The sequence below is a fragment of the Leptobacterium flavescens genome, from assembly GCF_010671605.1.
Lineage (GTDB): Bacteria > Bacteroidota > Bacteroidia > Flavobacteriales > Flavobacteriaceae > Leptobacterium > Leptobacterium flavescens.
This window is the reverse complement of record NZ_JAABOO010000001.1, coordinates 1,199,403-1,226,123: the sequence shown is the minus strand read 5'-3', so window position 1 is coordinate 1,226,123 and position 26,721 is coordinate 1,199,403. Positions and strand designations below refer to the sequence as shown.

Genomic DNA, 26,721 nt, shown 5'->3' with positions numbered 1-26,721 from the left:
TATTTTTAGTTCAAAAGTAAAAATTCAATGAAAAGAATTTCCTTCTCAATAATTGCCCTGCTTCTTTTTTTAAGCTCCTGCCAACAAGACCGGAAAGAAACAAAACTGGAGATCGATAAAGGTATTCCCCTGGAGATCGCACAATACAGAAAACAACATTATTCGGATATCCGCTATAGGCTGATGTTCGATATCCCGGCAGATAAAAATGAGAAGATCAACGCAAAGGAAACTATCAACCTGGAGATCAATGAAGTTTCCCGTCCTCTGATCATCGATTTTAATGAGGATGCTTCTCACCTGAAAGCCATCAGAGTAAATGGAAATGAGATAGAGATCGATCACAGGAATGAGCATATTATCATTGCAGAAGACAATCTCAAAAAAGGGGCGAATGAGGTGGAAATCGATTTTGTTGCAGGAGAATTATCGCTTAACCGCAATGAGGATTTCTTATACACTCTATTAGTTCCCGACAGAGCCAGTACCGTTTTTCCCTGTTTTGATCAACCCGACCTGAAAAGCACATACGAGCTCAGCCTGAAAGTTCCGGAATCCTGGAATACCCTGGCTAACGGAAACCTGAAAGAAAAAACACAGGAAGCCGGTAAAACCGTATATCACTTCAATACTTCCGATAAAATGAGTACCTATCTCTTTTCATTTGTCGCAGGGGTTTTTACCGAAGTAACGCAGAATCCGGGACATTTTGAGATGACTTTGCTTCACAGGGAGGACAATGAAGAGCGGCTGGAAGCCAGTACCGATGAAATATTTAAGATTCACGAACGCTCACTTTCCTTTCTGGAAGATTATACTGCCTATAAATTCCCTTTTCAGAAACTGGACTTTGCAACTATTCCCGGTTTTCAGTATGGCGGGATGGAGCACGTGGGCGCCATTCAATACCGTCAGTCTTCCTTATTTCTGGATGAAAATGCTACCGAAAGCCGGAAACTGGGACGTGCACGTTTAATAGCACATGAAACAGCCCATATGTGGTTCGGCGACCTGGTTACCATGAAATGGTTTAACGATGTGTGGATGAAGGAGGTTTTCGCCAACTTTATGGCAGATAAGATCGTAAATCCCACCTTTCCCGATATTAATCACAAATTACAATTCCTGACCGCTCATTATCCGAGTGCTTATAGTGAAGACAGGACCGAAGGAGCAACTCCCATTCGTCAGTACCTGGATAACCTGAAAAATGCAGGGACCCTTTACGGAAGGATCATTTACAATAAGGCTCCTATTATGATGCGCCAGTTGGAAACCCTTATCGGAGAGGATAATTTCAGGGACGGGATCCGGGAATATATTTCAACTTACGCCAATAATAATGCTGATTGGCCGGAGCTGATCTCCATTCTGGATACCAGGACCCCGGCAGATCTGAAAAAATGGAGTGAGGTATGGGTAAATCAACCGGGAAGGCCAAAGTTTACTTATGAACTCAAGACAAGTGACGGAACTATAGAAAGTTTCAGGGTAGACCAGCAGGCAGAGGACGGATCGGATAAACTGTGGACACAGCTTTTTGATATTGCTTTTGTTTACGGGGATGAAATTAGAACGGCCAAAGCCAACATAGAAGGAAAATCAACGGAGATCCCTGAGGTAAAAGGATGGAAAACTCCCGATGATATTATCTTCAACTACAACGGAATAGGATACGGGATCTTCCCGCTTCAAAAAGATAATATAGAAGCAATTCCGGCTATTCAGGACCCGGTGGCAAGAGCACAAAGCTACCTGAACCTTTATGAGAATATGCTGGATGGGGAAGTAGCTCCTATAAAGGTGATGAACGTGCTTAGAAACAGTCTGTCATCAGAAAAGGAAGAGCTGATACTCTCGCTAATAGTCGGGCAGTTGAGAACCATATTCTGGACCTATATTTCATCGGAACAAAGAGATAAACTGGTTGATGACCTGGAAGCACAACTGAGGAATGAATTGTACAAGAATACAGAAGGAAACATTAAAAGAACTGTTTTTGGATTGTATCGTTCCCTGGCGTATAATGAAAAAGGGCAGGAACTACTCTATAAGCTTTGGAATGAAAACGAAAAAATAAAAGGATTGAACCTTTCCAATAACGACCTTAGTCAGATTGCTGCTTCTTTGGCCATTTACAGGCATCCGGAAGCGGAGAGTATCCTCGACAAGGCCACCGATGATATAAAAAATGCCGACAGGAGAAAGCGTTTTGAATTTTTGCGACCTTCCCTGTCTAATGATACTGCTGTGAGAGACGCTTTCTTTGAATCGCTCAGAGATGCGAAGAACAGGGAGAAAGAAGCCTGGGTGTTAACATCACTTGGTTATCTGAATCACCCTCTGAGGGCAGCTTCTTCTGAAAAATACATCAATACCAGCCTGGAATTGCTGGAGGAGATACAATTAACCGGGGATATCTTTTTTCCGAAGCGATGGCTGGTCAATACAGTGGGAGCCTTCAGTTCTGAGAACGCATACCGGGAGGTAAGGGCTTTTCTGGACAGGCACCCTGATTACAATCCTGTACTTAAGGCAAAATTACTGCAGGCGGCCGACCCGCTTTTCAGGGCACAAAAAATAAAAAGCTAAATTTAGAGAAGGAAAGAGAAGAGGAATGAGTTTACTGAGAGAAGAGAATATTGCCAAGTTTAAGAATCTGGAGCTATTGGCCAACCAGGTAGTTGAGGGGTTTATCAGCGGGATGCATAAGAGTCCGTTTCACGGTTTTTCTTCAGAATTTGCAGAACATAAGATCTATAATCAGGGAGAAAGCACCCGTCATATAGACTGGAAGCTTTTTGCAAAGACCGATCGACTGTACACCAAACGCTACGAGGAGGAGACCAACCTCAGGTGTCACCTGATCGTCGACAATTCTTCTTCCATGCATTTCCCGATCCTAAAGGAGCAAACAATAGATAAACTCAATAAAATTGGGTTTTCTGCACTGGCAGCTGCTTCATTAATGAACCTGCTGAAACGCCAGAGAGATGCGGTAGGATTAAGTGTGTATTCCGACACCTATGATTTTTACGCTCCGGAAAAAGGGAGTGAAAGGCACTACAGAATGCTGATGGAAGTACTCGGAAATGTTCTCAGCAGTACCAGTAAAGATAAGCAAACAAAGACCTATACCTATCTGCATCAGATTGCCGAAAAGATCCACCGCAGGAGCATGATCTTTTTGTTTACCGATATGTTCCAGACGGAAACACAGGCCGAAAAACTGTTTGATGCCCTCAGGCATTTAAAATATAACAAACACGAGGTGATCCTCTTCCACGTAATGGACAAGGAAAAGGAATTCCATTTCGATTTCGATAACCGCCCGAAGCGATTTGTAGATGTGGAAACAGGAGACCATATCAATCTCTATGCGCATAACATAAAGGAGAATTACGAAAAGGCGGTGAAAGCTTATTTCGACGACTTGAAATTAAAATGTGCGCAATACAGGATCAAATATGTGGAGGCGGATATTGCCAAAGACCTGAATAAGATCCTGCTTACCTACCTGATCGAACGGCAGAAATTCCTTTAGTTCTTCAGGAAATTACGCCTTGTTTCAGAGACATCAATAGCGACCTCCTGTAATTTCCCATTCCTGAGAAATTTTATCTTAATGGTATCCGAATGTTGTACGTTTTTATGAGATTCCAGTAAACATTGTACATGGCAGGTTTCCTGCTCGGCAAAATCCAGAATAATATCTCCACCCAGTAATATTTCCCGATCTCCTAACTTAGCCGGAATATATCCTGCTTTCAAACCTGCTTTATCGGCCGGACTTCCTTTAGCTATCGATTGTACTACCAAAGCTCCGGGAGCATTGATCTGAAATATTTTCTGTAGCACATCCCTTCCGAGAAAAACACTGTCTACTCCGATCCACGGTCTTTCCTCGAATGCAAGCAGCTGTTTGGCTGTATTGATGGAAACTGCGAGACCTATTCCCTGGAATCCGCCAGAAACACTCAGGATCCGTGATGCTATTCCTACTACTTCTCCCTTCGAATTAAAAAGAGGACCACCGCTGTTACCCGAATTAATTGCAGCATCGGTTTGGATAAACTCAACATTAACGGTCCCGTCGTAAAGACGATCGAAACTCCTGAAGGAAGATACAATTCCGGAAGAAAAGGAATTTTCAAGTCCATATGGACTCCCTACGGCATAAACGTTTTGCCCGATAGCCAGATAATCGGAATCCCCCAAAGTAGCATGAGCGAGGGTGTGATCTGGTTCTATAAGCTTTAAAAGGGCTATATCGGCATTCTTTTCACTAAATAACAATTGTGCTTCCCTGAGTTTTCCGTCATAGGTTTTGACCATTACTTTAGAAGATCCATCCACTACATGAGCAGCAGTGAGGATATGACACTCACCTGAGATCAGTACTCCGGAACCAAGGCCTTCCCTTGCAGCCGGACCCTTATTGGTAATAACTTCCGATGAGGTGAAGATGGTGACTACTGTTGGAATGACTTTCTCGTAAAGAGAAACCGTTACTTTTTCCTGTGGGGTTAGGTTAATGGGTTTAGGACGTATCTTTTTTACTGCGTGTTGTTCCTGTCCGTAAGCAGATAGGGCAAGCAGAAAAGCACATAAAGATAATATGGTGATGCGTATAAATGTTTTCATAATGTCTGGGTTGTGGTTTATGTTAAAATTAGTCGGAGAATTTTTTTAACAACTACAGCGCAAGCGTTAAAATTAATATAAATGCTGATAATTAAGGACTTAGTTTTTTTCTTTTAAAAAACTGTATAAAATGTTTGTAGAATTAAAAATGGAATGTATATTTGCATCCGCATTACAGCAGAGGTCTGGTAGTTCAGCTGGTTAGAATACCTGCCTGTCACGCAGGGGGTCGCGGGTTCGAGTCCCGTCCAGACCGCAAAAAGCCTTCGAATTTTCGAAGGCTTTTTTTATTAATATTTTTTAATACTACGATGGTGGTAAATTTATCGGTATTAAAGTATATTAACCATCTAACAAGCGCATGACCAATGTGCACATGTCATTGTTACATCCGGAGTGGTATAGCAACCAAAATCAGACTGGCAATCACCAACATCAATAGTATTACATTTATATTGAGTTGGACATGTATAGCTTATACACGCGTGCTCTCCTCCTGTTTCCCCGGCAATTTCATCTAGATTGCCTGTTCCACCCACAATTGAACGTAATTGTAAATTAGAAATTACATCTTTTTTTAATAGTAGTTTTGACTTCTTTTTTTTCATTTTGCTTTGGATTAAAGGGTTAATATTAATGTGTGAATCTTCTATTTTGTTGGTTTTAGGTTTTCAAGGATTAAGTTAAATGCTTTGGGGTTTTAACCCTGTATTATAAAATCGATAAGAAAGGCGAATCCAAAGAATTGAATAAAAACTAATTCCAAACATTGTTATACGGATCAAAACTACAGGTACTTGACTTGTGGAATTTATTGTCCTCAACATAGATGTCGGAGTTACTACAACAAGAATACCCGAATTAGCAAACCATCGATATTAAATAACTTAGATCCAGAGGACCTTGAAAGAATTTCGGCTAAGCTAAATGAGAAATATCGATCATGCAATAAAAAAAAGCTTACATTTATAAATGTCGACTCTGTTTTTATAAAATGTAGGTATTAAAAATCACTGGATTTAAATGCAATTTGTTATACCGTAAAGTTGGAGTCGAAAGTAAACCTCTTTGGTTTCGACAAAAACTAAAACTGACATTTAATTTTGAAAAACGTCGATTCAGGCATACAACAGATTCATCCGATAAGTGATGAAGCGCTTAAAATGTTGAAAATACATTTTGAGCAAGTTGAGTTTTCAAAAGGTCAGGATCTGTTCTCGCCTCACAGAAAACATCATTACATCAATTTCCTGGAAGAAGGTTTGGTAAGAGCATATTCATATCACGAGGAGAAAGAAATAACGTTCTGGTTTGGCCTGGAAGGCGATGTAGTTTTTCCCTATCGCACATATCTGCAGGATGAAATAAGTTATGAAACTGTAGAGTGTCTGGAAGATTGCCTCATCTATAGACTACCACACAAGGTCTTAAAAGAATTATTTTTAGAAAATATTGAATGGGCAACCTGGGGGAGGAAATTTGCCGAAAAACAAATGGTTTTTCTCGAAGAACGATTCATAGATTACCAATTCCAAAGCGGAGCAGGTCGTTATGAAAAATTGCTTCAGGAGCGTCCTGAACTATTTAATCGTATTAAGCTTCAACACCTTGCATCCTATCTGAGAATGTCTCAGGTATCTTTAAGTCGTATTCGCGCAGGAATACAGTAACTTCTTTTTTTAACATATGTAAAAGTTTGGTCCTATGAGGTGTCATAGCTTTGCTTCATAGTTAATACACTATGAAAAATTTACTGATACTACTCTTCTTATTTTCAACAATAGGAAATAGTCAAAACAAAGAAAATATGGTACAAAACGAAATGAGTGTGGCGGATTTTGCAGGCCGCCAAAAACATATCGAACTGGATGGAATTGTGGATATTCCCGTAGATGTTGCCTATACTGATATTGGACAGGGGCAACCAATAATCTTACTCCACGGTATCCCAACCTGGTCGTATTTATATAACAACGTCATTGATGCTTTCGCGAAAGAATATCGTGTAATCGCACCGGATTTCCTGGGTCACGGAAATTCTGATCAACGGGATCTATTTGACCGCTCCATAGAGGTACAGGCCAAAATGGTGCTTCGCCTTATGAAGGCCTTAAATCTTGAAAAAGCACATATTATAGGTCACGATACGGGAGGTGGTGTGTCATTGATATTGGCCATTAAGCATCCTGAGGTAGTTGACAAATTAGTGCTATCTAACATTGTGACATACGATTCCTGGCCAATCGACGATATGTTGGCATTGGGCAATCCGGAATGGATTAAGAAGCCTGTTAGCGAAATAGCTGATTTTCTTTTGGAAGGTTATGAAATGGGATTAAGTAATCCTGAACAATTAACTGAAACCTTTAAAGAAGGTATTCGAGCACCGTACCTAACAGAAAAGGGAAAAATAAGTCTGATTCGAAATGCATCCTCTTTAAATACAAACCATACCACGAGTTTGGTTAGCAGACATAAAGAGATAGGCGTACAAACTTTGTTGTTATGGGGTGTTGATGACCCCTGGCAAACCATTGCTGATGGAGAGCGACTTCATACTGAAATCCCTAATTCAACATTAATTAGGTTAGAGAAAACATCGCATTGGTTACAACAGGATTCACCTGAATTATATATAAGTAACATACTCCAATTTTTATACGAATAATGGAATTTCACACTGTATTAGGTTCTTTTGGTGTTGCTCTGCTGTTAATTGCTTATGTATTGCTGCAATTAAAAAAATTGAAAACAGATCATTTGCCTTATGCCGTCTTAAACTTTTTAGGGGCGGTAATGGCAATGTGGTCTTCCTTTCTTATTGACTTTATACCTTTTGTAGTATTAGAAGGTACCTGGGCATTGGTATCGTTACATATGATTTGGAAAACGCTTCAGTTAGCAAAACCTCAAAATCAAGAATAGTTTATTTCTTCACCTGATAGCGCAGTCCCGATAACTATCGGGATGTAATCCGTACAAAGAATAAAGATAGATCCACCTTTAACGAGGTGGTTTTTTTATTTTCCTTCTCCTGATATGATAGTCTTGATTACTTTCTATAAAAAAGACCTCAAAGAGAAATTTCTTCAAAGCCTTTTTTGCTCCCACCTTATGTTTGTAATTTGAAGTTATCGCGAAATCAGCTCTCTGAATTGATAAAAGAAGCGTTCTATTGATCGCAGATCTTCCGTAATTATTTCTGCGGCTCCGCTTATTTCTTATTTCTGTAATACTTTGAGGGAAAAATCCCTTTTAAATATATTTTTATAGCATAAAATAGTAAGAAAATATTGATAAATCAAAAAAAATACTTACATTGGTAGTGCGTAAACTGATGAAAATGACATATTTCCCCTTCAAGATGTAAGAATCTTTTACGGTTTTGCTTTAAAAATTTGATTGCTAATTAGACAAACAATTGTTTTCTCTGAAAACCAGTATTGATTTGGGGTGCATTCCTATGTCCATTTTTTAAGGGGATACTTATCAGGCTTTCTATTAATGTCAATGCCTTATACATCGATTAAAGGCATTCTTTATCACTATACAATACACCAAAATATTAATGAAAGTAGCTCAATTACAAAGATCGAGATATTAAATAGAAATGAAGTCACTTTAAAAACAAAAAAAATTATGAAAGCAAAATTATACCTGTTTATTTTTATTTTAACTAATACATTGTTAGGTAGAGCTCAGGAAATACCTTTAAAGATCGATTATTCGCCTAAATCTCCTGATGTTTCATCTCTTTTTGACTTTTCCGACGTTTCTGTTGGATATTACACAGGCTCAATTAACACTAACATTCCGTTAGGTAATTTGTCTGAAGGGCCATTAACTACAAATGTAAGCTTATCATATGCAACATCCGGTAATAAGGTAGCTGAGAGAGCTACCTGGGTTGGCCTGGGATGGAATCTTAATGCTGCCGGGATCATTACAAGGGAGGTAAGAGGAAAACCTGATGATTCGGACAATACACTTGGATTTTTTAAGTTTCTCGACACCCGAAATTTTGATTCGATTGATGATATTACCGCTCTTAGTGAGTCCGATAAGGCAGCATTATACTTTGGCCTTACCAGTGAATGCCTTGAAGCAGAACCCGATGTGTTTAATTTTCGTGTTGGAGATTTACAGGGAACTTTTATGTTTGACTGGGATGGAAGCTTAAAAGTAGCTTGTAATAGAAAGATAGAAATAGATTATACTCAACAACCGAACAGTTATGAAATTTCAGAATGGAGGATCACGGATGACCTTGGAAATAAATATGTTTTTAGTGCCAGGGAAACCAATCAGATAATTGGTTTAACAGGCTGGAGCATTGTATGTAATGACGTTCCATATACTACCGCGTGGAAGCTTACATCTATAGAAGACCATTCTTCATTGCATAAGATCGATTTTACTTATGAAGAATATGTTATGGAGTATCCGGTAGAATACACCAAACAACATACTATTAATGAGGCAGGTGCTAGTGGACCTATTTCGGCATCCAGTTCCGGATTGAAGATCGTAGGATCTTATTTAAAGAGCATAAGAGGGAATAATTCACAAAACACCATAGAGTTTGTTAAAGGTAATACTGCCAGGAATGATGTTACCGGAACAAATTTATTCCCTTTGGGAAGCATCATAATAAAGGATAGGAATGCTAATATAGTAGATGCATTCAACTTTAATTATTCAAATGGTGGTAGGTTACTTTTAAACAATATAAAACGAATTAAAGATGCTAACTCCCTGGATTGGTATGAATTTGAATATAATTCAACTGCTTTCCCCAATGATTACAATTCCTATTCAATTGACCATTGGGGCTATTATAACGGCAAAAGTAATTCCGTTCCCTATCCTGCATATACCACTATAATACCTTCAGGTTCGACCGTAACATATCCGGGAGCTGATAAGGAGCCAAGTAGCAGCCACTCCGAAGCACTGGTATTAAAAAAAATAGTTTACCCAACAAAAGGATATTCAGAGTTTACCTACGAAGGGCATGACTATAGCTTTATACAAGACAGAGTTATAAATAATAATGAAGCAATACAAATACCTGCTGATAAGTTTGTTTCTGCTTATGGAAACCCAGATAATATAGATGAACTTGTACAGGATACCAAATATTTTGATGTAATCATAAATACTACGGTAAATACTTCTAATACTAATTGTGATGGTGGAATTTGCAAAAGAAAGGTCTCCGTACTTATTAACGCTTTAAATCTTTCTGATTTTGCACAGGCTCATACATCACCAAAGCTTAGAATTTATGATAATAACAATCAAATAATTTATCAAAAAGAAGACTTCCCTTTTAATTTAAATTATAGCAATCTAGTTGATATCTGGCTTCCTGAAGGATCTTACAGAGTAGTTACGGAAACGAGAAATTACGGACATGGTAGCGTTAGTAGCAGCAATAGCTTTGTTTATGCTGCACTAAACTGGAAGAACGATTTGGAAAATCATATAGAAATAAAAGATGTTGGAGGGGTAAGAATCAAAGAAGTCGCAGAATACGATAGCGACAATACTCTTTTAAAAAGAAGAACTTTTCAGTATAGATTAAATGATTATCCGAACTTATCAAGCGGCTCAATAGATGTTTTACCAAAATATGAAGACGATTATATTTATTGGAAAAATATCGGAGTAGTATCCGAAATTAAAGTAGAAACTATTAGATATTCGGGGAGCCTTTCTCAATTAGGATCCAATTTTGGTCATGTCAGATACAATGAAGTTACTGAAGACCTGATAAGTGGGGCGGATAAAATAAGGAAGATCTACAAGTATACTCACGGAGATAATGATATTATCTCTACTGAAAAACCATATCCACCTGCTATTTCAAAAGCTTACAAAAAAGGGCTTTTAGAAAGTGAAACATTATATAGGCATTCCGGAGGATCATTTACCCCAGTTCAAAAAAACACCTTTGAATACGCATATAAGGAATTGCAGATTCCCGCGTTAAAAGTCGGTTTTAATATTAATGGAGAACCTTCTGTAAGTTCAAGTACAAGTTCATACGCAACAGCCTATTACAATAGTTACATTGGCTATAATCAGATAACTAATAAAAAAACAGAAACTTTTTTTGATAGCTCTACAACAACTTTAGAAGATCTATATACATACGATAGTACTTTAAATAGAATGATCAGTAGTACTAGAAATACTTCTAATAATGAACTCTTAAGTAAATATTACACTTACCCGGATACTGATGATCCAAGTAGTATAAATAGTTTAATGACTACAAAGAGTATCATTGGAAACCCGGTTAAAATAAAAACCTCATTAAATGAGGAATTACTATTGGTAGAAAGCAGACTTTATAAAGATTATGGTAATGGTTTAATACTGCCGGAATTTATAAAAGTCAGTAAAGGAACTGATCCTATAGAGGATCGTGTTGTTTATCATAGCTATGATAATTTGGGTAATCCCTTAGAAGTATCCCAGGCAGATGGTGCTCATATGGTGTATCTCTGGGGTTATGATCAGCAATATCCAGTGGCTAAGATCGAGAATGCTACTTATAGTCAGGTTATAGCTACCGGAGTCAACTTATCTGTGTTAAATAACCTGAATTCTACAGATTCTCAACGCACTACAGAACTCAATAAGATACGTAACGGATTAGCCAATTCACTGATAACTACCTATCTCTATAAACCCCTGGTGGGAATCACCAGTATGACAGGCCCTACGGGTTATACGATGACTTATGAGTATGATGAGTTTAACCGACTTAAGCATGTCCGTGATGCCGATGGTAATATCCTCTCTGAAAACACCTATCACTATAAAAATCAATAAGAGTCATGAAATACAATATAAAACAAAAGCGTTTGCTTGTCACTATTCTTTTCTTTTTAGCACTTACAACAAGCACTATACAGGCACAAACCACAATTGCAGAACAATTAGCAGGCACCTGGCAATTTGATGAGATCACTTCTTTTTCCACAATAGAACCAGCCACTCGAGCAAAAATGGATTCGATTCCAGGTTTTAAAACTCAATTATTGAATGCTTACAGAGGGCGCAGTACCTTCTTTGGGAGTGATGGGAGTTATAAAGTAACTCTGGCTGATGGTAGGAGTAGTACCGGTAGCTGGCAACTCACCACTTCAGGTGAGGTTCAACTTACTGATCCGGAAGGTAATGTGTCTTATCAGAGGATAGGAACACTTCAGAATAACCACCTGGTGCTTATTCCAGTAACCTCAGATGGTTTTAAAAGCATTATTAAGCAGTGGCATTTTGTTAAACTCTAAAATCCTTGAAAAGATGAAAAACAATACTCTATTTGGAAAGAAATTACTATTTTCTATAGGATTTATCGCGATATTTTTAACCAGCACTTCCCTCCAGGCTCAATTTGGTGGCCCCGGAGGCGGAGGTGGTAGTGGAGATACAAGTATCTCAGGGCCTACCACGGCTAGTATAGGAGAAACAAAATTTTACACTGTTAATGGGAATTCGAATTTAACCAGTACTACCTGGAGTACATCGTCTCATGCACAGATTACTAGCCAGAATACCTTTTCTGCTGGAATAAAGTTTAATTCCTCAGGTACTGTTACTATAGATGCTTTTTCTGTAGATGCTTTTTTCGGGATCTATCAAGCCAGTATTTTTGTAACGGTAAGTGGTCCTCCACCCACGCCTAATACACCAACGGTTCAGAGCAATGGATGTGGTCAGTCTACTTTAAATAGAAATGGATCCCCGCCCGGTGGAGTGACGTGGTATTGGCAGGGGAAAAATTCCAATGGTACAGCAACAAACCTGGGATCAGGTACCACTTATACCGCTAATCAAGGTTCAGGCAATTATTATATTAGAGCCAGGAATAACAGCGGAGTATGGAGCACGGGATCAGCCAGCGTCAATGTAAATATTAATGCTGTTCCTTCAACAGCGTCAGGGAGTGATAAGAGCAGATGTGGTAGTGGGTCAGTAACATTAACAGCCAGTATTGGGAGTGGCGGAAATACTATAAGATGGTATACCAGTTCCAGTGGAGGCTCACATGTATACCAGGGAACAAGTTATACCACTCCTGGTCTAAGTAGTACCACAAATTATTATGCTGCTACTTATAATACCAGTACAGGTTGTATAGCTCCTACAAGAAAACTTATTCGGGCAATTATCAATCCGACAACTACTTATTATAGGGATAGTGATGGAGATGGCTATGGAAACGGCTCCGTAACAACAACAAGTTGTAGTGGTCAGCCCTCAGGATATGTTTCAAATAGCGCAGATTGTAATGATGGAGATGGAAATATTAACCCTACTACGGTTTGGTATCGAGATAGTGATGGAGATGGTTTTGGAGATAATAATTTGCTTGAATCCGTGACACAGTGTAACCAACCAACAGGATATGCTAGCGTCAATGGAGACATTGATGATAATAATGCATTAATTACCAATATCCCACCTCAAACATTTTACAGAGACCTGGATGGGGATGGTTTTGGTGATCCTAATGTGAACACTTACCGTAGTGTACAACCTAACGGTTATGTAACTAATAATACAGATTGTAATGATAACGATGCTAACATTAATACGATACTATGGTATCAGGATGCAGATGGTGATGGCTATGGAAGTGGAGCAGGGGTATCAAATTGTAATCAACCCTTTCTGGATTACGTATCCAATGATGACGATTTTGATGATAGTAATATATTGATTACCAATATCCCACCTCAAACATTCTACAGGGACCTGGATGGAGATGGTTTTGGTAACCCGGGTGTAAGTACGTATCGAAGTGTACAACCCAGTGGATATGTCACAAATAATACAGATTGTAACGATAATAATGCTAATGTGAATCCAGGCACCATCTGGTATGCAGATAGTGATGGAGACGGTTATGGAAATGCTTCGGCAACAACAACATCCTGTACACAACCAAATGGTTATGTGTCCAATGATGATGATTATGATGACAGTACCGTTAATATCACCAATATCGCACCACAGAACTTTTATAGAGATGAAGATGGAGATGGTTTTGGTGACCCGGCGGTAAGTGTGTATTATAGTGTACAACCCAGTGGATATGTTACAAATAATACAGATTGTAATGATAGTAATGCTAATGTAAATCCAGATACGATCTGGTATGCAGATAGTGATGGAGACAGTTATGGAAATGCTTCGGCAACGACAACATCCTGTACCCAACCAAATGGCTATGTATCCAATGATGATGATTATGATGACAGTACTGTCAATATTACCAATATCGCACCACAGTACTTTTATGAGGATGCCGATGGAGATGGTTTTGGTGATCCGGCAGTAAGTGTATATTATAGTGTACAACCCAATGGTTATGTCACTAACGATGGTGACTTATGTCCTGCAGAAGCAGGAAGCACTAACGGATGTAATGTATCATATAATGCGCCTGCCCTTTCTGATGAGAATTATGTGTACACCAGGACACCACAGGTAGCAATGACCAGTATTAATAATACCCAAATCTCTGATGAAGCAGCTATTATCGACCAGGTAACTTACTTTGATGGCCTTGGAAGAGGAACGCAACAAATAGGGATTAAACAATCTCCGGATGGAAAAGACATTATTACTCATATGCAGTATGATGCCTTTGGAAGGCAGGTTAAAGGATATCTCCCGTATACCACTATAGATGCGAGCTATGGAACTTATAGAACAACGGACCAGGACTTAGCGACTAAAACCTACCATAAAAATCATTATCCTGATGATTTCACAGGAGTTTCAGTAGCTGATGTTAATGCCTATTCAGAGACCCTGTTTGAAAACTCTCCCCTTAACAGACCGCTCAAACAAGCGGCACCGGGAGCCGATTGGAAAATGGGAAGCGGGCATGAGATTAAATTTGAATATGATGCTAATACTACAGGAGAAGTTGTCTTTTTTGAGGTGAACTTTGATCAGAATAACAGTGAAGCACCACAGCTTAACAAGGATGGGTTTTATACCGCAGGGGAGCTCTCTAAAGTGATTACTAAAGATGAGAACTGGACCTCCGGAACTAATCATACCAGCGAAGAGTTTACGGACAAACAGGGAAGAGTGGTATTAAAAAGAACCTACGCAGATATAAATGGAACATCTACTCCACATGATACCTATTATGTCTATGATGATTTTGGAAACCTGACCTTTGTACTGCCTCCTAAAATAACAGTAAATGATGAAGTTAGTACTGCAGAACTCAATGAGTTGTGTTATCAGTATAAATATGATTATAGGAATCGCCTTGTTGAGAAGAAGATCCCCGGTAAAGGATGGGAATATATTGTTTATAACAAACTGGATCAACCTATTATGACCCAGGATCCAAATTTAGAAGCACAAGATAAGTGGCTTTTTACCAAATATGATGCCTTTGGAAGGGTAGCTTATACCGGAATGGTAAACAATAATGGTTCAAGACCAACGGTACAAGCAGAGGCCGATGCAATAAGTGAGCAGTTTGTTGCTAAAAGCGGATCAAACACTATTGCAAATACTACCTTATACTATACTAATGAAGCCTATCCAACAGTAGGGATATCAGAAATTCACAGTATCAATTATTATGACAATGATTCTTTTGATAAAGACGGACTCTCTGTTCCAACGACTACCAGTTTTGGAGCGACTATTATAAGTACAGCTAAAAGCCTGGCTACCGGAAGTAAAGTACGGGTGTTAGGTACTGATAAATGGATCACTACCTTAACAGGTTATGACTATAAAAGAAGGCCTGTATATAGTATCAGTAAAAATAATGAACTCGGAACTACTGATATTGTAGAAACTAAACTTGATTTTGTAGGCAAGGTACTGGAGACCAAAACTACCCATATAAAAGGCAGTAATGCTCCTGTTATAGTTACGGAAAAATTCACCTATGATCATGCGGCCAGATTACTGACCCAAACCCATCAGATAGGCAGTGGTATTGAAGAGCTAATTGTATCCAACACTTATGATGAGTTGGGGCAACTTATAGAAAAGGGTGTTGGAAACTCAGCCAGTAGTGCAAGCAGGCTACAAACGGTAGATTACACTTATAATGTTAGAGGGTGGTTAAAGACTATTAACGATATAAATAACATTGGAAATGATTTGTTTAGTTTCAAACTTAATTATAATGATCCAACAAGTGGTACGGCCCATTACAACGGAAATATTAGTCAGACCCATTGGAAAACAGCTAGTCAAAATAATACGGATAACCCTGTAAGTACTTCCTATAATTATACTTATGATGCACTCAATCGAATTAAAAGTGGTATCGATAACACCGGGAATTATAACTTAAGTAGTATTAGCTATGATAAAAATGGGAATATCACTTCGCTTTTACGAAATGGTCATAGAAATGGTATTGCTACGATCTTCGGTGTTATGGATAATCTGACTTATAACTATGATTCTGGAAATAGGTTATTAAAAGTCAGTGATGCTACTACATGGGATAAATATGGGTTTAAAGATGATGCGGAAAATGCAGACCCGGATACTGAGGATGATTATACCTATGATCTAAACGGAAATATGATAACTGACACCAATAAGGGTATTACATCTATCAGTTATAATCACCTTAATTTACCGACAGATGTTGTAATTACTGATGGAAATATTCAATATATTTACGATGCTGCAGGGGTGAAAATCAAAAAAATTGTTACCAATAATGCGGTTAGTTCTGTGACAACAACAGAGTATGCTGGGAATTATATCTATGAAAATGATGATCTGAAGTTCTTTAACACAGCAGAAGGCTATATTGATGTAAATGGGAGTAATTATGAATATGTTTATCAATATAAAGATCATTTAGGAAATATACGCCTTGCTTATTCAGATGATAATAATGATGGTGTCATCTCTGCACAGGCAGAGATCAGGGAAGAGAATAACTACTATCCTTTTGGACTTAAACACAAAGGATATAATAATCTAGTAAGATCTACTAATATTGCTCAGAAATTTACATTTAACGGTCAACAATTTGATGAGTCATTAAATCTCAATGTTTCTGAAATGACTTTTAGGCAATATGATCCAACTATTGGAAGGTTTGTTGGAATTGATCCTCTTAGCGAATTAAGACCAGATTATACTCCATATAGATTTGGGTATAATAATCCAATATATTGGAATGATCCAACTGGATTAATCGAACAAAGTGTTTTACTAGATATTTATAATAGGAGTAGTTCAGGAACTATCTGGTATAATGATAATCATTCAGGTTTTTATACGAATAATGGAGGATATGTTGGTTATACTAGTGATGACACTTCATTTAATTCCTCGCCAGGATCTAGAACAGCACTACCAGGTGTAACTGTAACAAGAAACCCTAACAGTCCATGGAAAGGTGTCGCTGAAGTAGGAGCAGCTTTAGCAATTAGAGATCAAATTTACGCTACTAAATGGTATGATAGGAATTATGGAGGGGATGGTAGTGGAAGTGCTTATGATAATTTATTATATGGATTAGATAGAATAAATCAATATAATCCAATAGCTCTTCTTTGGGATAACCTTAGTTATGGTTTTACAGGAAAAGATCGACTTGGTAACTCTATGACACAGGCTCAAGCATATTCAAATTCGTTTGCTATTGCTCCGATAGGTAGATTTGGATCTACTGCTATAACAACAGCTAGAGTAAGTACCGCTACAAGAGCTCCACTAAAAAATATAAGTGGTAGCATAGATGACATGGCTAGATTAGCTAGAAATCAACCATATGGTGCAACAAATAATATTTTCAGGCGACTTCCAAAAAGTGCTCAAGATGTATTAGCTTTAGAAGGAGCTCAAGCTGGGAAAGGAAGATTAATAATTAGGAATTTATCGGACCCAAGATACAGAGGCTGGGAAAAATGGCATTATAGTGTTGGTCCTAAGGGAAGTAAATCAGTTGTTCATTATATTAGAAACCCAGAGACGGGTTACATTACAGATTTTAAATTTAAATAATTATGCAAGTTAGATGTTTAATTGATAGAATAGATCCAAAAGTTCATGACGAATGGCTTTTTAAATGGGCTAATTCAAATAAACAATTAGAAATAACGAAAGGTAAAACTTATGTTGTTATGGCTATATCAAAATATTCTAACAATTACTTTTATTATCTGTTAGGAGATGAGAGTAGTGACTATCCTTTAGCATTCCCTAAAGTACTTTTTGAGATAGTTAATAATAAAATATCAAAGTATTGGGACTGCAATTTAGAATTTGTGAATTCTATATCTGAATTGGATATTAAGGATCAGGACGTATGTAGCTTTATTGAATGGAAAAATCTAAAAGATTTATTTTATGAAAATCTTTTAGAAGAAGATAAACAAACCGTTAAGGTTTTTGAGTCATATAAGAACAAAATGTTATTAGAAGCTGAATTAGATAATTTTGATATAGAATTAAAATAGTTTAGCGAACTAGATAGCGCAGTCCCGATAACTATCGGGATGTAATCCGTGCAAAGAATAAAGATAGAACCACCTTTAACGAGGTGGTTTTTTTATTTTCCTTTTCCTGATATGATAGTCTTGATTATAGCAGAGAAGATTTCCAAAAAATAAAACAAAATAAATTTTTTTCCTTACATTTGCCCTCCTGTAAAAGAAGTTCTGACTTGTTTAAACAAGTTTTTAAGATATTAAGGTGGTATTCAAACAAACCCACCTATTGCAAAAAGCTTTCTTTCCAAGAAGCTTTTTTTGTCAATAAAGATTAGTTGTGTTGTTATGAGTAAGTCTCTGATTTACTCAGGTTTAGTAGTTAAACCAATGAAAGGCTTTCCAGTTTTCGGATGTATCCGATAAAAGGGAGGCTTTTTTATTTTGTACTAACTCTTCATTTTTACGGAAAAGCCATATTCCTTTCCCAAACTTAAAGGAATAGTGTCTCAATATATTCAAGTGAGACAATATGCACTCACAGAATTATCCTTCAGCTGTTAATTTAGATGCTGAACATCTAATACAATATCATGAAACTACTTAAAAAACTAACCCTGCTCGTGTTTGGCTTGTTCTTTACTCTATGGGTATACGGACAGGAATACACCTTGTTGGATATAGGCCGGACGTATAAGGACATTCCTGTGGACGAGAATGGAATACGTCTTCAATTCCAGCTAAAGAAAGGGGGAGTTTATCATTTTAATATAAAGCAGGATAAGATAAACAAAGCGATCTCCATAGGGAATGGCAAGGGAGAAGAATTGATGAAAATAGAAGGCCATCCACGTGACAGAGGAAATAAACAATTTGAATTTTCTCCGGGGAAGAGCGGGAAATACAGTTTGAGTATAGGACCTTTTCGAAAATCACAGGCAAACGCGGAACCCCGGATAACGATCCGGATCCATAAACTGAGCAATGCAACTTTAAGGAGGAGGGAGGAAATTAAAAAGGAATTAGCACCTGAAAATGCTAAAAATGTTCAAACCCTGGATATCGATCACTTCTGGGAGGCTTTTGATGCTTTAAAAGACTGCCGTTCCTATACCGATAGCGTAGCAACTTTTCAAAAGATCTATATCGACAGGGCTACGGATGGATTCAAGGAATTCATACGCGTACGTCCCTCACTCACTGCAGAGAATTATATACATGCGGTACGGGATTTTCCAAAGTTTTACAATTCCATCAGACCACAGACCTATAAGGTTAAGGAAGCTGCTCCGCTTGTCGAAGATGTGTTCAGGAAGTTTAAAGAGATCTACCCGAATTTTAAGCCCTTTAAAGTGTGCTTTGCCATAGGAAGAATACGTACCGGGGGTACGGTGAGTAAAAATTTTGTGCTGATCGGTAGTGAGATGACCACCTCTACCGCTAAAAACGATCTTTCCGAATTTAAAGAACCTCCTTTTAATAATCTGATCCCCTTTTTAGCTTATGAAGGAGATATAGTCCAGAAGATCAAAAATATTGTAGCTCATGAATGTGTCCACAGTCAGCAGCAGGGAAAACCGGCAAAAGATGCCATACAATGTAGCCTGCTCAGTGGTAGTTTACTGGAAGGTTCGGGAGATTTTATAGGAGAATTATTAGTAGGGGAGAACATTAATAAAAAAGTGCACAAATACGGGAACGCTCATGAGGAAGAATTATGGAATGACTTTAAGAAAGAACTATGCACAAATAACTTTAGAAACTGGATGTATAATTATGCATCTGTAAAAGACAAACCCGCCGATCTTGGATACTATATAGGATACAAAATTGCGGAAGCTTATTATAAAAATGCCGAGGATAAGCAAAAAGCAATTATAGACATAATCGAATTTAATGATCCCATAGAGTTTTTACAGAAAAGTAAGTATGATCTTAAGTTCAGAAAGAAGCAATAAAACCGAGATACTGAGTTAAGGGGAAATATTGTAATTTGTAAATCAATTTAATAATTATGAGACGTTCAAAGGTTTTAGAGTATTTCCTGCAACTTGTTCTGGTAGTTATAGGTGTGTTCCTCGGGATCCTGGCTTCCGAATGGAATTCCGGTAAGAAACTGGAAAAAGACAGGAAGGAAGTCCTGGAAAATATTAAACTGGAGATGCAAACCAATCTTTTGACTTTAAAAGCTGCAAGAGAGCAGCGTGCCGCCTTTAGAAAATCTTTGGACAGTTTGAGTCCGCTTTTAACGGAGGAACAGCGCAAGGAGTTTCTCTTCGACAAGGATTTTGATGAACGTTTTCCTAATTGGAGAGGGGTAGGAGGAGGAAACTTAAAAGACGCTATGTTCGAAACGGCCAAATTCAGTAATCTCCTGGCGGCTATGGATGTCGAAACAACTGCGCAGCTATCACATGTATACGGATTACAGGAAGGCTATAACGATTTACGTGCTACCCTGATCCAAAAAGTATTCGATCTGGATTCTCATACGATTTATAACGATGCCGTACGGCTGATGTGGAGGATACGGGAAGAATTAGGAGGCGTGGAACATATACTCATACAGGAATATGAAAAAACCCTGAAACAGCTGGAATAATTTGGGTTTAGCCATTCAGGATCTTTTAGTTAAATAAAAAAGTAACTTTATTTTTCTTCTGCGGATGTTATTTATCCTGTTCCATCAGGCTTTCGTAAAGAGCATTGAGTAATTGCTCTTTGTTATCGGCCGTATATTCCCAGAACATGGCACCTCCCATCCCTTTTTCAATAATAAAATCGGACTTTGCTTTTAAAGATTCCTCATCGTCATAAGTGATAAAAATGCCGCTTTCGGCATTCCATAAATAAGGAGCCCTGGCAGCATGGTCCCAGTATCTGGTATAGGCAGGATTATTAAGGCTATCGGAAATCCTATCAAAAGTAATGTCAAATCCGCCATCCAAAGCTTGTTGATGCAAGCCATTAGCTTCATTTACGACTCCCTTCCATCCGCGCCCGTAAAAAGCAACTCCTAAAACGAGTTTTTCTGCCGGAACCCCGGCCTGAAGATGTTCTTCTACAGCCGATGCCGAACTTCTTTTATAGGAAGTAGTATCGGTTTCGGATACAAAGAGATTGGTATGATGAGAAGTCTGTTTGTCCCAGGCTCCGTGATAATCATAGGTCATGATATTGATGAAATCCAGGTACGCATGGATCTTATCCATTTCCACATGATCAATATAGGCCTGATTGGCTCCTGTAGCTATAGTCAGCAAATAATGCTGCTTGTCTTTTTTACCCAGGGAGTCCAGTTTTTCTCTCAGTAATCCCAGGACGGTGGTAAAGTTTTCCTTATCCTCTTCCCGGAAGGTATTGCCGGCTCCAACTTGTCCGGGATACTCCCAATCCAGATCAATACCGTCCAGTTGATGCCTTTTCAGATAATCCAGGCAGCTATTTGCAAATATCTCCCGGGATTCGGGAGTTAATGCAGCATCGGAAAAACCTCCGGAAAGTGTCCACCCTCCCACGGAGATCAATATTTTAAGTTTGGAATTGTCGGCTTTTAATGAATTGAGATATTTGAGATTCTTCGCGTCACTTTCGGCAATCTCACTTACTTTTCCATCCCGTATATCGGCAAAGGCGTAGTTGATATGAGTGAGTTTTTTGGCATCTACAGACTGCGGATTGGCATCCAATCGCCCGCCGGCCACATAACCGATGATCTTATAGGGGAGATCCGCTTCCTCTTTTTGCGTTTTTTTAGCATCGGAACAACCGGAGCAAAAGGAAATAAGTACCAAAAGACCGATCGTGTTTTTTAAGATTTTCATAGCTTGATTTTGTTATAGTTCGATAGTTTTAGCTGTTTTAAAAGCCTTGTCGGCTGCCAGTACGATATGTAAACTGTTCACGGCATCTTCGAGATGCTCACTAAGATCTTTATCTGTTTTAATTGCATCCAGCAGGAATTGCTGTTCCAGCTCGCATAACTCATCGTGATCGGGTTCGTTTTCAACAGGAATATACTCATCCTTATGTTTAAAATTTCCCTTTTCATCTATATCGCTGTAATGAAGATGAAGGGATCCGGTTTGGGTATGCTCTTCAATATTATCTGAGCGACTTTCATTTTTCTCGGCGATACTAACACTCCCTTTGGGTCCGATCACATCTTTTACAAAGAAGGCAGTTTCACTCATCATAGGGCCCCATCCGGCTTCATACCAACCTATGGAGCCATCTTCGAAAGTAACCTGCAATTGCCCATAATTGTACATGTCCGGAGCAATTTCATCAGTTAAATTGGCTCCAATAGCACTTACCCTGACCGGTTTTGAGCCTGTCATCTGGCACATCACGTCTACATAATGAACTCCGCAATCTACAATGGGAGACATAGAGTTCATCAGGTTTTTATGAGTTTCCCATTGTACACCACAACTCTGCTGGTTGAGGTTCATACGCATAACCAGGGGTTTACCCAGGGTCCTGGCCATTTCTACAAATTTCTGCCAGGCGGGATGTACCCTTAAAATATATCCCACTACAAGTTTGCGGTCTTTTTTACTGGCCAATGTTACTAATGCCCTTGCTTCCTCCACGGTAGTTGCGATAGGCTTTTCCACAAAAACATGAGCTCCGGCATTCAAGCTTTTCCGAACGTAATCGGCATGGGTTTCCGGATAGGTATTAATAGAAACCACGTCCGGCTGAGTAATTCCCAGGGCTTTCTCAAAATCGGGAAAGACAGGTAATCCGCCTAATTCTTCCGAAAGCCTGTTCCTGCTTTGAGGGTTACGGCTCACCAGGCCAACGATCTGAAATTCGTCCAGTTTATGATAGGCACGGGCATGAGAAGTTCCCATATTACCACAACCAACAACCAATACTTTATATCTACCCATTTTATTTAATTTACTGTTATCCCTCCGTCAATATTAACCGTAGTTCCTGTAATAAATGAGGAGTTTTCAGAGATCAGAAAGAGGGCGAGTTCTGCTATATCTTCGGGTTCTCCCAGGCGCTTCATCAGGGTGGCATCTGCCGCATTCTGAACCGCTTTTTCAGGAACTTCAAAGGCTTTGGCAGAATCCCAGATAAGAGGGGTGTCTACCGGGCCCGGACAAATGGCATTTGCCCTTATCGTGGGACCGTATTCTGCAGCCAATTGTCGTATCAAAGCCACCTGACCGGCTTTTGAGGTGCAATATGCCGCATGCTGTGGAAAGGCTTTAAAAGCAGCAATGGAAGCATTGGCAAGGATAACACCAAATGAGTTTTTAAGCAGATGCGGAACAGCGTATTTGGTCAGATAAAAAAGAGAATTCAGATTAATGTCCAGTGTCCGTTGCCACTTTTCTATCGAAATAGAAGCAACATCTCCCAGGCCCAATACTCCTGCATTGGCAACTACGGTGTCCAGCTTGCCGTATTTTTTTATTGCTGTTTCCACGAGTTGACGATTGGTTTCCGCTTCTCCGATATCTCCGTAAACCATACAAACTTCGGAGTGGAATTTCTGAATTTCGTTAAGTAAGGATTCACCTTTTTCCTGATCTCTCCCGTTAAGTACAAGGTGGGCTCCTTCTTTGGCAAAAAGAACGGCCATTGCTTTTCCCATTCCACTGGTAGCTCCGGTAATGATAATGACCCTGTTTTCTAGCTTTCCCATTTCTCTCTTTTTTAACAAGACCAATGTGTCGGGACCCTGTCCCATCGGTGTTCCTTTAGTTTTTTAGTGAGTTCCGGATTTAATCCTTTCCCATCGCTGATATTCATATTGGCCTCTACATTTCTCAATTGCCGCATTCCGGGGATCATAGTGCTAATATCCGGATTAGAAGCGATAAAGCGAAGGCTCATTTCGGCCAGCGACATAGCTTGCGGAACTTCATTTCTTAATTCTTCCACCCGCTTTACGGTCGGAGCAAGGTTTTCCTTGCCGAAATAAATATTCCTGAAATCCCCTTCCGGCCATTTGGAATCTTCCGAGAGTTTCCCGGTCAGGGAACCTTCATCAAAAGGTACCCGTGCTATAAGGGCAATGTCATTTTCCCTGCAATACGGAAAAAGAACATCCTCGGGTGACTGGTCAAAGACATTGTATATAACCTGTATGGCATCGATAAGTCCCGTTTCTAATGTTTGAATACAATTTTCGGGCTCCCACCTGTTTACGCTGATACCACAGGCTTCGATTTTTCCTTCGGTCTTTAATTTTTGTATGGCTTTTTGCCACTCTTCAACCTGTGCCCAATCATCTTCCCAAACGTGGAACTGCATCAGGTCTATTTTTTCAACTCCCAGGTTTTTAAGGCTTTTTTCTGTGTATTCTATGATGTGTTCCGCCGGAAAGACCTCATTTATTTGAGTTCCCTTCACCGGTGGCCATTGCTGATCTTTTGGAGGGATCTTAGTGGCGAGGTATAGGCGTTTGGAAGGATGTCTTTTTAGCAGTTCGGCCAGGATCTGTTCGCTTTTGCCCGATCCGTAGGCCCAGGCAGTATCGAAAAAATTACATCCCATTTCCACTGCTCTGTCCAGGGCAACGGCCGATTGTTTGTCGTCTGCCCCCGACCAGTCAGCTATTCCCCACATTCCATAACCAACCTCACTGACTTTCCAGTCTAACTTCCCAAATTTTCTGTATTGCATTTTTCAAATTCTTTTTCAAGCACTTAATTTACCAAACTAGTTTGTATTTACCTTACCCGAGATGATCTCATTTACAATATCGGGGTTAAGAAGGGTAGAGGTATCTCCCAGATTTTCACATTCTCCCGAGGCAACTTTTCTTAGGATCCGTCTCATGATCTTTCCGCTTCTGGTTTTTGGCAGGCCGGGAACGAATTGTATCTCTTCGGGTTTGGCAATAGCCCCGATGGTCCTTGCCACCAGGCCTTTGATCTCGTCCTCCAATTTTTGATTGGCTTCTTCCGTATTGGAATAGGTGATCACATAGGCATAAAGTGCATTCCCCTTAATGGGATGGGGATAGCCTACCACGGCACTTTCAACCACCATTTCATGTTCGTTTATGGCATTTTCGATAGGAGCAGTTCCGAGATTATGACCGGATACAATGACCACATCGTCCACTCTTCCGGTGATCCTGTAATTTCCTTCCTCATCTTTCAGGGCACCGTCTCCCGGGAAATAATGATCTTTAAAAGCTGAAAAATAAACTTTTTTATAACGGTCGTGATCGCCGTAAATAGTACGGGCAATAGAGGGCCACGGATATTTTATAGCCAAAGTCCCTTCCGCAGTATCCGATTTGAGTTCCTTACCTTCGTTATCCAGTAATATAGCCTGAATTCCCGGCATGGGAAGGGTGGCAAAAGTTGCTTTCTGCCTGGTTACGCCTGCCAGGGAAGAAATAAGGATCCCTCCCGTTTCGGTCTGCCACCAGGTGTCTACCACAGGGCATTTGTCTTTTCCTATGTGCTTGCTGTACCACATCCAGGCTTCGCGGTTAATGGGTTCTCCCACAGATCCCAACACTTTAAGGCCGGACAGGTCATGCTTCTCAACCAGTGAAACGGGATGTTTTTCCAGTGCCCGTATTGCGGTCGGTGCGGTATAAAAATGAGTGACCTTATGTTTGGCACATACCTCCCAGAAACGACCGTTGTCCGGATAACTGGGGATCCCTTCAAACATAAGGGTAGTGGCGCCGGCGGCCAATGGCCCGTAAATAATATAACTATGCCCGGTAATCCAGCCGATATCGGCGGTACACCAGTAAATATCACCGTCTTTGTATTGGAATACATTTTTAAAAGTATAGGTCGTATACACCATATAACCCGCACAACTGTGTACCATCCCCTTAGGATTTCCCGTAGATCCCGAAGTGTAGAGAATAAACAAAGGATCTTCCGCATCCATTACTTCGGCCGTGAATTCGGGAGAAGCATTCCTGGTTTCCAGATGCCACCAATGGTCTCTCTCGGAAACCCATTCTATACTTTGGCCGGTATTCTTGTATATGATCACATTTTCTACAGAAGGACAGTGATCCAGGGCTTCATCGGCTATTTCCTTTAACGGGATGTTTTTTGTGCCTCTGAAACCTCCGTCGGCAGTGATAAGCATTTTACATTGCGAATCGTTGATCCTGGTAGCGAGCGATCTTGCAGAAAAGCCTGCAAAGACCACAGAATGTATGGCTCCTACACGGGCACAAGCCAGAACAGCTACCGTTAATTCAATGAGCATAGGCATATAAATACAGACCCGGTCTCCTTTCCCAATTCCGTTGTCTTTAAGAACGTTGGCAAAACGGCATACATATTCGTGCAATTCTGCATAGGTGATCTTCCTGACGTCGTCTCCCGGATCGTTGGGTTCCCAGATAATAGCAGTTTGTTGCCCCCTTTCTTTCAGATGCCTGTCGAGACAGTTCTCGGTAATATTGAGTTTTCCCCCTTCAAACCATTTGGTTTCCGGAACAGACCAGTCGTAACTTAAAACACGATCCCACTTTTTATGCCATTGGAAATTCTCTGCTATCCCTGCCCAAAAAGCCTGAGGATCTTCAACACTCTTTTTATAGGCCTCTTTGTATTGTGCCTCTGAAGTGATAACCATTTTGTCTAATTTCCGCTCTCTTTTCATGTCAAAA

General features: G+C 39.5%; 18 protein-coding genes and 1 tRNA gene. 12 read left to right on the top strand and 7 right to left on the bottom strand.

Going from position 1 to position 26,721, the window contains the following annotated elements:
- Positions 1 to 27 precede the first annotated feature (27 nt).
- Positions 28 to 2,592, top strand: a complete 2,565-nt coding sequence (locus GWK08_RS05360) for a M1 family metallopeptidase (protein ID WP_163605865.1) — start codon at positions 28 to 30, stop codon at positions 2,590 to 2,592.
- A gap of 25 nt (positions 2,593 to 2,617) precedes the next feature.
- Complete coding sequence (locus GWK08_RS05355) at positions 2,618 to 3,544, top strand: DUF58 domain-containing protein (protein ID WP_163605864.1); 927 nt, start codon at positions 2,618 to 2,620, stop codon at positions 3,542 to 3,544.
- On the opposite strand, the gene GWK08_RS05350 is transcribed toward GWK08_RS05355, so the two are convergent.
- Positions 3,541 to 4,644 carry a S1C family serine protease gene (locus tag GWK08_RS05350; RefSeq protein ID WP_163605863.1) on the bottom strand — a complete coding sequence of 368 codons (1,104 nt, stop codon included), beginning with the start codon at positions 4,642 to 4,644 and terminating at the stop codon, positions 3,541 to 3,543. The two genes, GWK08_RS05355 and GWK08_RS05350, sit on opposite strands and share 4 nt — an antisense overlap.
- 182 nt (positions 4,645 to 4,826) lie before the next feature.
- On the opposite strand from GWK08_RS05350, the gene GWK08_RS05345 reads away from it, so the two are divergent.
- Positions 4,827 to 4,900: transfer RNA gene (locus GWK08_RS05345), tRNA-Asp, on the top strand.
- Positions 4,901 to 4,994: 94 nt separating this feature from the next.
- Here GWK08_RS05345 and GWK08_RS05340 read toward each other — a convergent pair.
- Positions 4,995 to 5,252, bottom strand: coding sequence for a hypothetical protein (locus tag GWK08_RS05340; protein ID WP_163605862.1), 258 nt, complete (start codon positions 5,250 to 5,252; stop codon positions 4,995 to 4,997).
- 495 nt (positions 5,253 to 5,747) lie between these two features.
- Here GWK08_RS05340 and GWK08_RS05335 point away from each other — a divergent pair, with 495 nt between their 5' ends.
- From GWK08_RS05335 to GWK08_RS05295, 9 genes are all read left to right on the top strand, one after another.
- Positions 5,748 to 6,314, top strand: a complete 567-nt coding sequence (locus GWK08_RS05335) for a Crp/Fnr family transcriptional regulator (protein ID WP_163605861.1) — start codon at positions 5,748 to 5,750, stop codon at positions 6,312 to 6,314.
- A gap of 71 nt (positions 6,315 to 6,385) precedes the next feature.
- Positions 6,386 to 7,312: an alpha/beta fold hydrolase gene (locus GWK08_RS05330; protein WP_204335998.1), complete on the top strand. Its 927-nt coding sequence runs from the start codon at positions 6,386 to 6,388 to the stop codon at positions 7,310 to 7,312.
- On the top strand, positions 7,312 to 7,569 hold the full coding sequence (locus tag GWK08_RS05325) for a CBU_0592 family membrane protein (RefSeq protein ID WP_163605860.1): 258 nt from the start codon (positions 7,312 to 7,314) through the stop codon (positions 7,567 to 7,569). Before GWK08_RS05330 ends, GWK08_RS05325 begins: the two co-directional genes overlap by 1 nt.
- 714 nt (positions 7,570 to 8,283) lie before the next feature.
- Complete coding sequence (locus GWK08_RS05320) at positions 8,284 to 11,487, top strand: RHS repeat domain-containing protein (protein ID WP_163605859.1); 3,204 nt, start codon at positions 8,284 to 8,286, stop codon at positions 11,485 to 11,487.
- Positions 11,488 to 11,519: 32 nt separating this feature from the next.
- Positions 11,520 to 11,948, top strand: coding sequence for a lipocalin family protein (locus tag GWK08_RS05315; protein ID WP_163605858.1), 429 nt, complete (start codon positions 11,520 to 11,522; stop codon positions 11,946 to 11,948).
- Positions 11,949 to 11,961: 13 nt separating this feature from the next.
- Entirely contained in the window at positions 11,962 to 17,676 is a 5,715-nt protein-coding gene (locus GWK08_RS05310; RefSeq protein WP_163605857.1) for a DUF6443 domain-containing protein, read from the top strand.
- Between the two features lie 2 nt (positions 17,677 to 17,678).
- Positions 17,679 to 18,131, top strand: a complete 453-nt coding sequence (locus GWK08_RS05305) for a hypothetical protein (RefSeq protein WP_163605856.1) — start codon at positions 17,679 to 17,681, stop codon at positions 18,129 to 18,131.
- 563 nt (positions 18,132 to 18,694) lie between these two features.
- A complete protein-coding gene (locus tag GWK08_RS05300; RefSeq protein ID WP_163605855.1) occupies positions 18,695 to 20,059 on the top strand; it encodes a DUF2268 domain-containing putative Zn-dependent protease in 1,365 nt (454 codons plus the stop codon).
- Positions 20,060 to 20,115: 56 nt separating this feature from the next.
- Complete coding sequence (locus GWK08_RS05295) at positions 20,116 to 20,703, top strand: hypothetical protein (RefSeq protein ID WP_163605854.1); 588 nt, start codon at positions 20,116 to 20,118, stop codon at positions 20,701 to 20,703.
- Between the two features lie 67 nt (positions 20,704 to 20,770).
- Here GWK08_RS05295 and GWK08_RS05290 read toward each other — a convergent pair whose 3' ends face one another.
- From GWK08_RS05290 to acs, 5 genes are read right to left on the bottom strand one after another with little or no spacing between them, the layout of a single operon-like run.
- On the bottom strand, positions 20,771 to 21,925 hold the full coding sequence (locus tag GWK08_RS05290) for a glycoside hydrolase family 18 protein (protein ID WP_163605853.1): 1,155 nt from the start codon (positions 21,923 to 21,925) through the stop codon (positions 20,771 to 20,773).
- A gap of 12 nt (positions 21,926 to 21,937) precedes the next feature.
- Entirely contained in the window at positions 21,938 to 22,999 is a 1,062-nt protein-coding gene (locus GWK08_RS05285; protein ID WP_163605852.1) for a Gfo/Idh/MocA family protein, read from the bottom strand.
- A gap of 5 nt (positions 23,000 to 23,004) precedes the next feature.
- Positions 23,005 to 23,766 (bottom strand): SDR family NAD(P)-dependent oxidoreductase, encoded by a 762-nt coding sequence (locus tag GWK08_RS05280; RefSeq protein WP_163605851.1) that lies wholly within the window; start codon positions 23,764 to 23,766, stop codon positions 23,005 to 23,007.
- Positions 23,767 to 23,777: 11 nt separating this feature from the next.
- Positions 23,778 to 24,749 carry an aldo/keto reductase gene (locus GWK08_RS05275; RefSeq protein ID WP_163605850.1) on the bottom strand — a complete coding sequence of 324 codons (972 nt, stop codon included), beginning with the start codon at positions 24,747 to 24,749 and terminating at the stop codon, positions 23,778 to 23,780.
- 36 nt (positions 24,750 to 24,785) lie between these two features.
- Positions 24,786 to 26,714: an acetate--CoA ligase gene (gene acs, locus GWK08_RS05270; RefSeq protein ID WP_163605849.1), complete on the bottom strand. Its 1,929-nt coding sequence runs from the start codon at positions 26,712 to 26,714 to the stop codon at positions 24,786 to 24,788.
- Between the last annotated feature and the right edge of the window lie 7 nt (positions 26,715 to 26,721).

Coding starts and splice junctions, on each gene's coding strand:
- GWK08_RS05350 (WP_163605863.1), bottom strand. CDS start 4,644: ATGAAAACATTTATACGCATCACCATATTATCTTTATGTGCTTTTCTG.
- GWK08_RS05285 (WP_163605852.1), bottom strand. CDS start 22,999: ATGGGTAGATATAAAGTATTGGTTGTTGGTTGTGGTAATATGGGAACT.
- GWK08_RS05275 (WP_163605850.1), bottom strand. CDS start 24,749: ATGCAATACAGAAAATTTGGGAAGTTAGACTGGAAAGTCAGTGAGGTT.
- GWK08_RS05325 (WP_163605860.1), top strand. CDS start 7,312: ATGGAATTTCACACTGTATTAGGTTCTTTTGGTGTTGCTCTGCTGTTA.
- GWK08_RS05355 (WP_163605864.1), top strand. CDS start 2,618: ATGAGTTTACTGAGAGAAGAGAATATTGCCAAGTTTAAGAATCTGGAG.
- acs (WP_163605849.1), bottom strand. CDS start 26,714: ATGAAAAGAGAGCGGAAATTAGACAAAATGGTTATCACTTCAGAGGCA.
- GWK08_RS05320 (WP_163605859.1), top strand. CDS start 8,284: ATGAAAGCAAAATTATACCTGTTTATTTTTATTTTAACTAATACATTG.
- GWK08_RS05310 (WP_163605857.1), top strand. CDS start 11,962: ATGAAAAACAATACTCTATTTGGAAAGAAATTACTATTTTCTATAGGA.
- GWK08_RS05305 (WP_163605856.1), top strand. CDS start 17,679: ATGCAAGTTAGATGTTTAATTGATAGAATAGATCCAAAAGTTCATGAC.
- GWK08_RS05360 (WP_163605865.1), top strand. CDS start 28: ATGAAAAGAATTTCCTTCTCAATAATTGCCCTGCTTCTTTTTTTAAGC.
- GWK08_RS05280 (WP_163605851.1), bottom strand. CDS start 23,766: ATGGGAAAGCTAGAAAACAGGGTCATTATCATTACCGGAGCTACCAGT.
- GWK08_RS05290 (WP_163605853.1), bottom strand. CDS start 21,925: ATGAAAATCTTAAAAAACACGATCGGTCTTTTGGTACTTATTTCCTTT.
- GWK08_RS05330 (WP_204335998.1), top strand. CDS start 6,386: ATGAAAAATTTACTGATACTACTCTTCTTATTTTCAACAATAGGAAAT.
- GWK08_RS05340 (WP_163605862.1), bottom strand. CDS start 5,252: ATGAAAAAAAAGAAGTCAAAACTACTATTAAAAAAAGATGTAATTTCT.
- GWK08_RS05300 (WP_163605855.1), top strand. CDS start 18,695: ATGAAACTACTTAAAAAACTAACCCTGCTCGTGTTTGGCTTGTTCTTT.
- GWK08_RS05295 (WP_163605854.1), top strand. CDS start 20,116: ATGAGACGTTCAAAGGTTTTAGAGTATTTCCTGCAACTTGTTCTGGTA.